The sequence below is a fragment of the Prevotella sp. khp7 genome, from assembly GCF_900109055.1.
Taxonomy (GTDB): Bacteria; Bacteroidota; Bacteroidia; order Bacteroidales; family Bacteroidaceae; genus Prevotella.
In genome coordinates this window covers 418165-430932 of the sequence record NZ_FOIV01000003.1, presented here as the reverse complement: position 1 = coordinate 430932, position 12768 = coordinate 418165, and the positions used below count along the sequence as shown (strand labels likewise).

Here is a 12768-nt window from a genome sequence, read left to right as displayed (position 1 = left end):
TAATTTATTAGTTATTATTATTTCTGTTTAAACCATGAGGTAACGAAACGCACGTTCTTAAGCGGTGTGTCTTTATGCAGACCATGCCCCAGATTAAATATATAGTCGGGGTAAGTGTTGAAAAAGTCCATATAAGTCTGCAGATGTTGGGCGATGACAGCTTGAGGGGCAAACAACAAACGGGGATCCATATTACCTTGAAGACCTAAAGCGGGTGAAACTATGGCGCGAGCTGTTGAGAGTGGCGTATGCCAGTCGATACTCACGAAGTCGCAATCATCTTTTGTCAACACCGAAAGCCCTGTGCCAAAACCTTTTGGAAAGAAAATGACCGGCAGGCCACAATCGCGGGCCGCCGCTGTGATACGACGCACAAAAGGCAGGATCAACGAAGTATAGAGCTCGACGGGTATCACACTGGCAAACGACTCGAATATTTGGAAAGCAGAAATTTTATGAGCCGCCTGAAGACGCACATAGTATTCTGATGCACTTGTGAGGGCTTCGAGCAACTGTTCTGTTTCTGAGCGGTGGGTGTAGAAATAACGCACCACATCGGTAAACTGCATGCTCTTGTCGCGCCCGCCAAGCATATAGCACAGACAGGTAAGCGGACCGCCACAGAAGCCTATTACAGGAGTATCATCCATATTCTGGCACTGTATCTCATCAAGGGTATCGGCCACATGCATCAGATTGGAGGGATTGAAATAGAGCAAAGATGCGGGGGAATCTAAGTCCATCAGCGGATGAGGGAATACGGGGCCATCAGTAGTCCATTCGACTTGAACACCCAATGCCTCTGGAACAACGAGGATATCACTGAATAAGATGGCGGCATCCATACCCATATCGTTGATAGGCATAAGTGTGACTTCGGCGGCCATCTTAGCATCGGCCAAGATAGAATGGAAAGGCTGTTTCTGGGTGAGGCAGCGATAACGGGGAAGTACACGACCTGCTTGACGCATCATCCACATGGGAGGGCGCTGAGCAGGTTGGTGATTTATAACAGCTATAAATGGGTTGCTACACATAACTATATATTCGTCCTTGTGTTAAAATTGCGGTGCAAAGGTACTGCTATTCGGTATATTGTACAATCCCTATAAATGAGGATTTTAACAAAAAAACCGCCAGACCAACGTCTGACGGCTCAAAAACTAAAAACAACAACTAAAAAACTTATACAATATCTATCTGACGAGAAAGTTTAGCCTTCTCCACTATCACCTTGGGGAGTTCAATAGTGAGTACACCATTGTCTACACGAGCATGAATATCCTCCTTTTTTACATCGTCAGGCAGAATCAAAGTCTGCTCAAACTTTGAGTATGAGAACTCACGTCGCAGATAGCGAGTGTTCTTGTCCTCATCCTTTTTCTCACTCTTACTCTCCATCTTAATGATGAGGTTACCTTCATCGTTGATATGCACATTGAAATCCTCCTTTTTCATGCCCGGAGCGGCGAGTTCTACGGTGTATGCCTTGTCGCTTTCTTTCACATTAATAGCAGGAGCCGTAGCATTGCACTTCGGCATAAAATCGGTATCAAACAAGTCATTGAACACACTTGGAATCCAACTGTTGCTTCTCATTACTGGCATCATAATCTTTACCTCCTAATTCTATTTAACGATTATACATGTTATTTTTTATGATTGCCTTTCGGCTTTCACTCAACAACATGCAAGGGAAATGCCAGAAGCCCTTATGTGTCAATCTGACAGAATCTGACGACAGATTGACAGAGCAGAGACTACAGTAGGTACGCTGGTGATAACGACGGAACGCTTACCTTTAGTCTCACGGAAATTGCACTGACGAGGGTGAGCAGCTACATAGCTGAGCACGCGTCCGAAGGCCTCGCTCTGATAGTAGGGACTATCATTGTTGCTCACAAAGTAGAGGTACATGTGTTGCTGTTTGAGCATAATCTTCTCGATACCCAGTTGCTTGCCTGCTGCTCTGAGCGGCACCACCTCAATAAGTTCTTCGGCAACAGGGGGGATTGTGCCGAAGCGGTCGACAAGCCGTTTGCGATAAGCCGCCAAATCGGATTCAAGACGGGAACTGCCCGCCAGATTATCTAATTCGCGATAGAGCAACATGCGTTCTGAGTCACTAGGTACATAAGAATCGGGGAAATACATCTCAATATCGGATTCGAGGGCACAGTCGTCTACAAAGAAGGAGGCATCCCCCTCTTCCCCCCCAAGAACCTGCCAGTCCCCCATCTCTTGAAGGGCTTCTGAATTGCGCAGTTCTGTCATCGCCTGATTCAGAATCTTCTGGTAGGTCTCATAGCCTAGATCGGAGATAAAACCACTCTGTTCTGAGCCCAGCAAGTTGCCCGCACCACGGATATCGAGGTCCTGCATGGCAATGTTAATACCAGACCCCAGATCGGAGAAGTTCTCTAAGGCCTCAAGGCGACGACGGCTATCGGCAGGAAGTGCAGCAAGAGGAGGTGCTAATAAATAACAGAAAGCCTTACGGTTGCCTCGTCCCACGCGACCACGCATCTGATGAAGGTCGGAAAGCCCGAAGTTGTGGGCACCATTGATGATGATGGTGTTGGCATTAGGGATGTCGATACCGTTCTCGACAATAGTCGTAGAGAGCAGCACATCATAGTCGTAGTTGGAGAAGTCGAGGATGATTTGTTCGAGCTGCTCAGGCTTCATCTGTCCATGGCCGATGGCCACACGGGCATCGGGGATGTACTTATGGATGAGTTCCTCAATATGCTGGAGTTCGCTAATACGGTTGTTGACAAAGTAGACCTGACCATTGCGCGACATCTCGAAATTGATGGCATCGGTGATGATCTCGGCTCCGAATGTGTGAATCTCGGTCTGAATGGGATAGCGGTTAGGCGGCGGTGTCTGGATGACACTGAAATCGCGGGCACCAAGGAGTGAGAACTGGAGGGTGCGGGGAATAGGCGTGGCCGACATGGTAAGGGTATCGACGCTCGACTTCATCTGGCGCAACTTCTCCTTAGTAGAGACACCGAACTTCTGCTCCTCGTCGATGATGAGCAGGCCAAGATCCTTGAATTTGACAGTCTTGCCGATTAGCTTATGCGTTCCTATAATGATATCTATTTTGCCATCGGCAAGATCCTTGAGCACCTGAGTGGTTTGTTTCGCGGTGCGGGCACGAGTGAGATAGTCGACACGGACGGGCATATTCTTGAGGCGCCCTATAAACGTGCGGTAATGCTGGTAAGCCAATACGGTAGTGGGCACCAGAACAGCCACCTGTTTGCCATCGGTAGCAGCCTTAAAAGCGGCGCGCACAGCCACCTCGGTTTTTCCAAAGCCCACATCGCCACAGACCAGACGATCCATAGGCTTTTCCTGCTCCATATCAGCCTTCACCTCCTGCGTAGCTTTGAGCTGGTCGGGTGTGTCCTCATAGAGGAAACTTGCTTCGAGCTCCTGTTGCAGATAGGTATCACGACTGAAGGCAAAACCCTTCTCACGACGGCGCTTGGCATAGAGTTTTATCAGGTCACGCGCCATATCCTTGATATGATTCTTCGTACGTTCCTTGAGGCGTTCCCACTGGCCTGTACCCAAGTTGGAGAGGCGTGGAGGCTCGCCGTTATCCTGCGACTTGTATTTCGACACTTTATAGAGCGAGTGGATAGACACATAGATACTGTCGCCATGCTGGTAGAGAATCTTTATCATCTCCTGATAGCCGTCACCTTGAGGCATGCGGATGAGACCGCCGAACTTACCCACACCATGATCGACGTGCACCACGTAGTCGCCGATCTCGAACTGCTGAATCTCCTTCAGCGTAAGGGCCATCTTTCCACTACGGGCCTTGTCGCTCTTGAGGTTATACTTATGGAAGCGGTCGAATATCTGGTGGTCGGTAAATACGCAGATGCGAAGATCATCGTCGGTAAAGCCCTCGTGAATGGTATTCTGAACAGGCGTAAAGGCAATGGTCGACTTCTCAGCGAAGATATCTTTCAGACGCTCGTTCTGCTTCTGACTGTCGGCACATATATATATATGATAACCTTGAAGGAGGTAATCCTCAAAGGTCTTAATGAGCATGTCGAAGTTCTTGTGAAAAAGAGGCTGGACGGAGACGGAGAATTTAAGAGTTAAGAATGTAGAATTTAGAGATGAAGGACGATGACCGAACTCTATGCGACGGAGCTCATTGGCATCGCTCATGAACTGAGCTCCTGTGACGAGTTGGTTCTCGCGCTGCAACCGGCGTTCTATCTCACGGCGCTCCATCTCAGTAGTTCCCTCCATCTGCTCTGTACGTGCCTGAGCCGAGAAGCCTTCCTGATAGGCACGGTCTATGGCATCGCGCACATAAAGATAGTCTTTGGTGACCAGCACCATGTCGCGAGGCACAAACGAAAGGAAGGACACTTTCTCTTCGGAAACGCCAGAGAGTTCGGGCACTACCTCGATGCGGTCGCGATGGTCTTTAGACAATTGGTCTTCTACCTCGAACGTACGGATAGAGTCGATATCATCGCCAAAGAAGTCGATACGATAGGGATACTCACAACTGTAAGAGTAGACATCGAGAATTGAGCCGCGCAGGGCATACTGGCCTGGCTCATAGACATAGTCGACCTCGCGGAAACCAAACTCGTGGAGCGTTCTCTCAATATCGCCAACAGCAATAGCCTGGTCTTTCTCAAGCACTAATGTACGGTCATCGAGACTCCGCTTCGACACCACCATCTCGGCCAATGCTTCAGGATAGGTAATGATATAACCAACCCATCCACCTGTCAGTCTGGCAAGGACCTCGGTACGCAGGATCTCAGAGGCTGCATCACGCTGGGCATATTTGATGGCACGGCGATAGCTGGAGGGGAAGAACAACACCCGCTCCTCGCCCATCAACTGGGTGAGGTCGTGATAGAAATAGCCAGCCTCCTCGGCATCCTGAAGAACAAAAAGCAGACGTTTCTGACACTTCAGGGCCAAACTACCAAAGAGCATTGGTGCACTAGAGCCCAACAGACCCTCAAGGAAAACCGTTGTAAACGAGGATTTCCCCAACTCAGCAGCCAGTGCCGACACTTGTGGCAACTTGGCGTAAAGATTCTCTAATTCCTGTATATTCATTGCAAATTCAGGTGCAAAAATACAAAAAAAACACAAATAGAGCATACTTTTCACTTTTCACTTTTCATTTTTCACTTCTTTTTCTTAACTTTGCACCATCAAAAGCGTAGAAAGTTATGTACGAAAGTGACAGTATAGTCATCATACCTACTTACAACGAAAAGGAGAATATCGAGAAAATCATCCGTGCGATATTCACCCTTGAGAAGTGCTTCCATATTCTTGTGATCGACGACGGATCGCCTGATGGGACAGCTGCTATTGTACGCGGTTTGATGGCTATGGAGTTCGGCAACCGCCTATACATGCTGGAACGTAAAGGCAAACTAGGACTCGGCACTGCCTACATTGCTGGTTTCAAATGGGCATTGGAGCATCATTACGACTACATCTTCGAGATGGATGCCGACTTTAGTCACGACCCTAACGATTTGCCAAGGCTCTACAAGACTTGTCAAAGCGATGGCTATGACGTGGCCGTGGGAAGTCGCTATGTGAGTGGCGTAAACGTCGTGAACTGGCCTATAGGCAGGGTGCTGATGAGCTACTTTGCGTCGAAATACGTACGCGTGGTGACGGGATTTCTGGTTCATGACACTACCGCTGGTTTTGTGTGTTACAAACGCAAGGTACTGGAGACCATCGAGCTCGACAAAATACGTTTCAAGGGCTACGCCTTCCAAATTGAAATGAAATACACTGCCTACAAGATTGGTTTTAAGATCAAAGAGGTGAGCGTGATATTCGTGAATCGGCGTGAGGGCACCAGTAAGATGTCGGGCGGCATATTCGGCGAAGCATTCTTCGGTGTGATGAGACTACGCTGGGATGGGTGGACAAGGAAATACCCGAGAAATTCCTAAGCAATAGAACAACAAGAAACATAAGACTGTGAAATTACTCTATATTATCTACCAACTCTTCATCGGATTACCCTTACTTGTAATCCTAACTATTATCACCGCCCTTGAAGTGGGCATAGGTACAACCATAGGCAACGGGCACTTCTGGGGATATTACCCTGGCCACATGTGGGGTAAACTGGTGTTGAAGACATTTCTCATTCCTGTCAAGGTAGAGGGGCGCGAACATTTGGAGAAAGACCAGAGCTATGTGTTTGTGGCTAATCATCAGGGCTCGTTCGACATCTTCTTGATATACGGCCATTTGGGGCGTAATTTCAAGTGGATGATGAAGCAACAGTTGAGAAAGATTCCGTTTGTAGGTTATGCCTGTGCAAAGTCACATCAGATATTCGTTGACAAACGCGGTCCCAGCAAGATACGCAAGACATACGAGGATGCGCGAGAAATACTGAAAGAGGGCTACAGCGTGACAGTATTTCCTGAAGGAGCACGCACATTTACAGGTCATATGGGTACTTTCAAGAAAGGTGCTTTCGCACTGGCCGACGAATTGCAGCTGCCCGTAGTGCCACTTACCATTAATGGAAGTTTCGACATCCTGCCTCGCATGAAGGGATTCAACTTCGTCAACTGGCATCCGCTGACGCTTACCATTCATCAGCCCATCTACCCCATCGGGCAAGGACCAGACAACGTAGATGCCACCATGCGTCAGGCATACGACTCGGTAATGTCGTCACTCTCGCCAAGATATCAAGGCTATGTAGAGAATCCTGATCAATGATTGCAAGAGCTCCTTATCTTTTCTTACTGCTGATTTTGATACCCGACGTGTATCTGGATTTGCACTATTGGCGCCACAAGTTACCAGTAGGAAGACGTGTGGTACGTTGGATTCCCTCTATCCTGCTGGTAGCCTATACACTAATGCTGACATACGAGGCGAATTTTATTCCCGACAATCCCACCATATTATATATCTACCTGCTATTGCTGGGACTAATAGCTGTACCCAAGGCAATGTATATGGTACTGTCGGTACTGGGACTGAGCGTTTGCAAGTTGTTTCACCGGAAGAAAAACTACGGCAACCTGCTGGGATTACTGATTGTGCCCGTTATCTGGTATATAGTATTATATGGTAGTTTCGTGGGATTCAAGAAGCTGGAGGTGAACCATCAGACATACACATCTGAGGCACTGCCAAAGGCTTTCAACGGTTATAAGATCGTACTCTTCTCTGATGCACACGTGGGCTCCTACACCGTCAAGGACCAATGGATATTACAAAAGGCTATAGACAGTATTAATTCACAGAAGGCCGACATAATTGTATTTGCTGGTGATCTTCAAAACATACAGCCACAAGACCTCTATCCACACATGGACATACTGAACAAACTAAAGGCTAAGGATGGCGTTTTCTCTGTACTAGGCAATCACGATTACGCATACTATCTCGGATGCGACGACGCCATGAAGACGGCTAACTGCAGAGAGACGGTTAGTCTTGAACGACAGTTAGGATGGACGCTACTTCGCAATGAGAGCCAATCCATCGAACGCGGCAAGGAGCACATCATCATAGCTGGTATGGAAAACGATGGTGATGGTAAGAAGTTCCCCCAGAAAGGGGACATAAATAAGACTCTAAAAAACACAACCGACAAAGAGTTCGTAATGATGCTGGAGCACGACCCTTCAGCGTGGCGGCGCAAGATCATCCCTGACGGACGAAGTCAACTGACGTTGAGTGGACATACTCATAAGATGCAGTTCTCTATCTTCGGATGGTGTCCCATGTCGCTAACGGGCAAGGAGTATAGCGGTTGGTATCGGGAAGGAGGGCAGGCGCTTTTCGTCACAGCAGGCCTCGGCGGATTGATTCCTTTCCGATTCGGCGCTATAGGCGAGATTGTAGTAATCACTCTTAAAGCACAATAATAACTTAAAACTATTGAGATTATGAGAAAGTTTTTTTTCAAGCTGGCCATGATTGTAATGGTAATGTTTGTATCAATGTCATGCTTTGCACAAACTGACAAAGTCAACAATTTCCGCATTAAACGTGGCACAAACGTCAGCCACTGGCTGTCGCAATCAGAACAGCGTGGCGAAGCACGTAGACTACACATCCAGGAAGACGACTTCGCGCGTCTGGAAGAACTCGGGTTCGACTTCGTACGTATCCCTATTGACGAGGTTCAGTTCTGGGATGAACAGGGGAATAAGCTACCAGAAGCATGGGACTTGCTGAAGAATGCTCTCGACTTGGCTCGTAAGCACAACCTGCGCGCCATCGTTGACCTGCACATCATCCGTTCGCACTATTTCAATGCCGTAAATGAGGGGAACCAGACTGCTAATACGCTCTTCACGTCAGACAAGGCACAACAAGACCTGATCAACCTGTGGTATCAGCTTTCTGCATTCTTAAAAGATCGCAGTTGCGACTGGGTGGCTTATGAATTCATGAACGAGCCTGTGGCTGATGAGCACGAGCAGTGGAACCAATTGGTAGCTAAAGTACACAAGGCACTACGTAAAATAGAGCCTCAGCGCACTCTCGTCATTGGTTCAAACCGCTGGCAGGGACACGAAACGATGAAGTTTCTGAAAGTGCCCGAGGGTGACAAAAATATCATCCTCAGCTTCCACTATTACAACCCAATGATTCTGACACATTATGGAGCATGGTGGACTCCTATTGGCAAATATACAGGCAAGGTGAACTATCCTGGCGTACTTGTTTCGAAAGAAGACTACGACGCAGCTCCCGATGCCATCAAGCCAGAGTTGAAGCAATATACAGAGCAAATATGGGACATCAATACCATCCGCGCACAGTTTAAGGATGCCATCGAGGCCGCCAAGAAGTATGGTCTTCAGCTGTTCTGTGGCGAATGGGGTGTCTACGAGCCTGTAGATCGCGAGTTGGCTTACAACTGGACACGTGACATGCTGACGGTGTTTGACGAGTTCAACATCGCATGGACCACATGGTGCTACGATGCCGACTTCGGCTTCTGGGATCAACAACACCACACCTATAAGGATCGTCCGCTGGTAGAACTTCTGATGTCAGGGAAATCTCTTGAGAAATAATCAGAGGTTAGAGGCCAAGAACTTACGAACAACTTCTATGGGAAGACCACGACGACGGGCATAGTCTCGCAATTGGTCTTCCCCAATTTTTCCCAAATTGAAATAGCGTGCCTTAGGATGTGCCAACATCAATCCGCTCACGCTGGCATGGGGTTTCATTGCTCCGCTCTCTGTTAGACGAATGCCGATCTGACGCAAATCCAGCAAGTCATTAAGTACAAAATTCAAACTAGTATCGGGCAATGAAGGATAGCCTATGGCAGGACGGATACCCTGAAACTTCTCAATCAGTATATCGGGTATCGACAGTTGCTCATCCTTTGCATAGCCCCAATATTTTTTTCTTACTTGTTCGTGCATACACTCTGCTGCAGCCTCAGCCAGACGGTCTGCCAAAAGTTGTGCCATCATCTTCTGATATGGATCAGAATCGAAATCGGTCTCCAAACCCAGATCCACAGAAGTAGCAAACACTCCTACCCTATCTTTTATACCAGAAGTAATAGGACGCAGAAAATCGGAGAGACACAGATAAGGCGGTTTGCCTTGTTGTTGACGAAGTAAAGGTATGCGATGTTCGTCAAGCACGATATCATCGCCATCGGCATTAGCAGCGAAAAGCTCGAAAAGTGCGTAGGCTTGATATCGATTTTCTATCTTCATTAAAAAAACTTCCGCCTCCGTACGTAAGCGTATCTTCTCCTGTTCCTCCTTCACTTGCCAAGCATAGTAGAAGTAGGGCCAGTTGACATAAGGAATCAACGACGGAATATCGAAGACTATTTTCATCTGAAAGCCACAGGTTGTCCAATATAAGAAGTATCAACCTTACCCTGCAGGAATACAGTGTGACCATTGCAAAGAGTTCGTTCTACACGCCAGAGATACATATGTCCCTCCATAGGACTCCAGCCACAACGGCTCAAGATATTTTCTTTCGAGGCAATCCATGCGGTATTAGGGCGCACCAATACAATGTCGGCCTGATAGCCTTCACGAAGGAACCCCCTATTTCTGACCTCAAATAGTTTTGCAGGATTATGACACATCAGTTCTACAAGACGCTCTATTGAAAGAACGCCCTGATCCACAAGTTCCAACATGGTAACAAGCGAGAACTGTATCATCGGCATACCACTGGCAGCACAGGCACATCCGCCTTCTTTCTGAGCCAACAGATGGGGAGCGTGGTCAGTACCTATCACAGTAATGCGTCCATCGTTTAAAGCATCACGCAAGGCGTCTCTGTCACGTTGGGTCTTTATGGCAGGGTTGCACTTGATGCGAGTCCCCAACTGGGAATAATCTCTGTCGCAGAAATAAAGATGCGAGACAGTAGCCTCGGCAGTAATCATCTGAGTGTGAAATGAGGGTTCAAACAAATCCAATTCACGAGCGGTGGTCAGATGGGCCACATGCAGACGAACCATGTGTTTCTTGGCCAACTCCACAGCCAGACGCGTGCTTTCGTAGCATGCTTCCTCGCTGCGTATCTCAGGATGATGCTGCACCCTAGGATCATCGCCATACTTCTGCTTTGCCTCTGCCATATTGCGGTTAATGATATCCGTATCTTCGCAATGAGCCATCAGGGGAAGTGGCGTCAATTCGAAGATCTTCTCCAAAGCCTCACGACGATCAACTAACATATTGCCCGTAGAGCTGCCCATAAAAAGTTTAATACCAGGAATCTGGTGTACATCGAGTTGAGAGAACAGATCGGCATTATCATTAGTAGCGCCAAAGAAGAAGCTGTAATTAACGTGGCTCTTACCAGCAGCCAAGGCAAACTTGTCCTTCAAGGCATCGAGGGTAGTAGTCTGGGGCACTGTGTTGGGCATATCAAAATAGGTTGTCACGCCTCCAGCAGCCGCAGCCCTACTCTCCGTCTCCATATCGGCCTTTTCTGTCAAGCCTGGCTCACGAAAATGCACATGATCATCGATTACACCTGGTAGAATAAAACATCCCGAAGCATCTATGACTTCATCATAGGATGCCTCGGGAGTATTATAACCTTGTATTACTTTCGAGATTTTGCCGTTTTCGATGACGATAGAGCCATCAAACGTACACCCTTCGTTAACGAGCGTTCCCGATTGAATCAGTGTTCTCATACTTCACATTGTCATCTACCAGTCCATTCTGGCGAGCCTGAATATCCAAAGCCGTCTGGTAATACTGCTTCACGTAAGCATCTTCCTTAAACTTCTTGGTAGCTTTACTCATAATGTCTTCAATCTGGGGGGTCAATACAGGATACTGATAGCTGCCTGTCATCATCATGAATACACCTGGTCCCAAAACATTATCAAAGTTCTCAACTATAAAGTTTGTCACCAAGCTATCTTCCTGCTGTGCCAGACGGGCTGCCTCTGCAGTAAGCTGACGATTTATCACACCTTCGTCGATACCTTCGAGCAGCATCTGACTCTGGCGGTGACTCAGTTCATTCATTTCATTATCAATCTGATCATGAAGCCGAATAAACTCATATAGCTTATCGTTAAGCGGCGAGCCACTAACGGTACGACTCGTATTGTCAATATGAATCTCTATCTCACCCTTTTCGATAACAACTGGCATCATCAGAGGTTCATCGTCCATATAGAGGTTAGCCAGTTTAACTGTATCAAGAAGTCCCGCAAAGCGGAACTTTCCATGTATCACATCACAAGAGTCTATATTCTTTAGCTCTTGATCCTTGATTGCTTTTAGATAGAGTTTGCTCCCATCGAGCTGCGATACTGATGATGATCCCTGAATCGAATATGACTCAGCGCACGATATTAGCGTAGTAGCAATTAGAAAAGCGTATAATACCTTATTCATATATAATTAATTTCGTGGCGCAAAAATATAATGAATTATTGAAGTAGAAAAATAAATTTGCGCATTTTAAAACAAATGCGCAATCTTTTATAGTTTTTTTGCCTCTTTCTCGAGTTCACGACCAATCCTATGCATAGAATAGAGTTGTAAGATAGCTGCAATCAAAAGCACGAGAACCCACTTATTATATACATATTCTATATACATAATATGGTCAAGTCCTAGCAAATTGTTCTTATTCGCGAACATGAGTACACCTGCTAACAAAAACAGCACATCGCTGACAAGCATCATCCTACGCAGTCTCTTGATGTTAAAGTTCTGTCCCTCGTAACGCTGCAGCATCTGCATAGAGGCAAAGCCCAGTGCACCCATACTATAGATGTAAGGAGCACTCTCCCATGTCAATAGTGATATACCAGCGCCAACGGTCATCAGTATGGCACCCAACAGATAAATCATCGTCTGTGTTTTATTCAATTGTTTCATTGCTGCTTTCCAGTGGTTTTGCTTCGCGCTCATCATCGCTGAGTACGAAAATATCCTCATCATCACTTTTCATAAAATAACGTTCGCGTGCAATCTTCTCAATAGCCTTCGGATTCTTGTCAAGTTCCTTAATCTGAGCCTGGTCACGCTCGAAGTCTGCATTATACTTTTCTTTCTCTTCCGTCAAGTCATTGATACGCTGCAAGTTCTTGATGTGGCTCCACAGACTGTTCTCGTCGAGAAAGCCAACAAGCAATACGCCAGCAATAGTCACCACGGCATATTTGAAAAATACCGAGTGCCACACGCGTAGTACATAAGCCTTTATATTTACCAAAAGTTTCATATCGCTTGC

General features: G+C 46.9%; 12 protein-coding genes. 4 read left to right on the top strand and 8 right to left on the bottom strand.

All coding sequences use genetic code 11. The features are described 5' to 3' along the window. Positions 1 to 17: 17 nt before the first annotated feature. The 3 genes from BMX82_RS08640 to mfd form a co-directional block, all read right to left on the bottom strand. The gene (locus BMX82_RS08640) at positions 18 to 1037 is read right to left on the bottom strand and encodes a uroporphyrinogen decarboxylase family protein (RefSeq protein ID WP_091767929.1); all 1020 of its coding nucleotides are present in this window, start codon (positions 1035 to 1037) and stop codon (positions 18 to 20) included. A 148-nt stretch (positions 1038 to 1185) separates the two neighbouring features. Beyond that, positions 1186 to 1599, bottom strand: a complete 414-nt coding sequence (locus BMX82_RS08635) for an Hsp20/alpha crystallin family protein (protein WP_255396582.1) — start codon at positions 1597 to 1599, stop codon at positions 1186 to 1188. Between the two features lie 120 nt (positions 1600 to 1719). After that, positions 1720 to 5121, bottom strand: coding sequence for a transcription-repair coupling factor (gene mfd / locus BMX82_RS08630; RefSeq protein ID WP_091767926.1), 3402 nt, complete (start codon positions 5119 to 5121; stop codon positions 1720 to 1722). A gap of 116 nt (positions 5122 to 5237) precedes the next feature. On the opposite strand from mfd, the gene BMX82_RS08625 reads away from it, so the two are divergent. Genes BMX82_RS08625 through BMX82_RS08610 form a run of 4 tightly spaced genes read left to right on the top strand, consistent with a single transcriptional unit; the run spans position 5238 to position 9092 of the window. After that, positions 5238 to 5984: a polyprenol monophosphomannose synthase gene (locus BMX82_RS08625; protein WP_036911414.1), complete on the top strand. Its 747-nt coding sequence runs from the start codon at positions 5238 to 5240 to the stop codon at positions 5982 to 5984. 28 nt (positions 5985 to 6012) lie between these two features. Continuing rightward, a complete protein-coding gene (locus BMX82_RS08620) occupies positions 6013 to 6771 on the top strand; it encodes a lysophospholipid acyltransferase family protein (protein WP_036911416.1) in 759 nt (252 codons plus the stop codon). After that, positions 6768 to 7931, top strand: coding sequence for a metallophosphoesterase (locus tag BMX82_RS08615; protein ID WP_036911418.1), 1164 nt, complete (start codon positions 6768 to 6770; stop codon positions 7929 to 7931). The genes BMX82_RS08620 and BMX82_RS08615 overlap by 4 nt, the downstream gene beginning before the upstream one ends. A 21-nt stretch (positions 7932 to 7952) precedes the next feature. Beyond that, positions 7953 to 9092 (top strand): glycoside hydrolase family 5 protein, encoded by a 1140-nt coding sequence (locus BMX82_RS08610; protein WP_091767922.1) that lies wholly within the window; start codon positions 7953 to 7955, stop codon positions 9090 to 9092. Here the strand turns inward: BMX82_RS08610 and BMX82_RS08605 are convergent, their stop codons facing one another. The 5 genes from BMX82_RS08605 to BMX82_RS08585 form a co-directional block, all read right to left on the bottom strand. Next, positions 9093 to 9881, bottom strand: a complete 789-nt coding sequence (locus BMX82_RS08605) for a vitamin B12 dependent-methionine synthase activation domain-containing protein (protein WP_091767919.1) — start codon at positions 9879 to 9881, stop codon at positions 9093 to 9095. Further along, on the bottom strand, positions 9878 to 11209 hold the full coding sequence (locus BMX82_RS08600) for a dihydroorotase (protein ID WP_091767916.1): 1332 nt from the start codon (positions 11207 to 11209) through the stop codon (positions 9878 to 9880). Before BMX82_RS08600 ends, BMX82_RS08605 begins: the two co-directional genes overlap by 4 nt. After that, positions 11175 to 11924, bottom strand: coding sequence for a DUF4369 domain-containing protein (locus BMX82_RS08595; protein WP_091767913.1), 750 nt, complete (start codon positions 11922 to 11924; stop codon positions 11175 to 11177). The genes BMX82_RS08600 and BMX82_RS08595 overlap by 35 nt, the downstream gene beginning before the upstream one ends. Before the next feature lie 87 nt (positions 11925 to 12011). Then, positions 12012 to 12413 carry a hypothetical protein gene (locus tag BMX82_RS08590; protein WP_091767909.1) on the bottom strand — a complete coding sequence of 134 codons (402 nt, stop codon included), beginning with the start codon at positions 12411 to 12413 and terminating at the stop codon, positions 12012 to 12014. Then, positions 12397 to 12759: an FtsB family cell division protein gene (locus BMX82_RS08585; protein ID WP_051949748.1), complete on the bottom strand. Its 363-nt coding sequence runs from the start codon at positions 12757 to 12759 to the stop codon at positions 12397 to 12399. The genes BMX82_RS08590 and BMX82_RS08585 overlap by 17 nt, the downstream gene beginning before the upstream one ends. Positions 12760 to 12768: the final 9 nt, after the last annotated feature.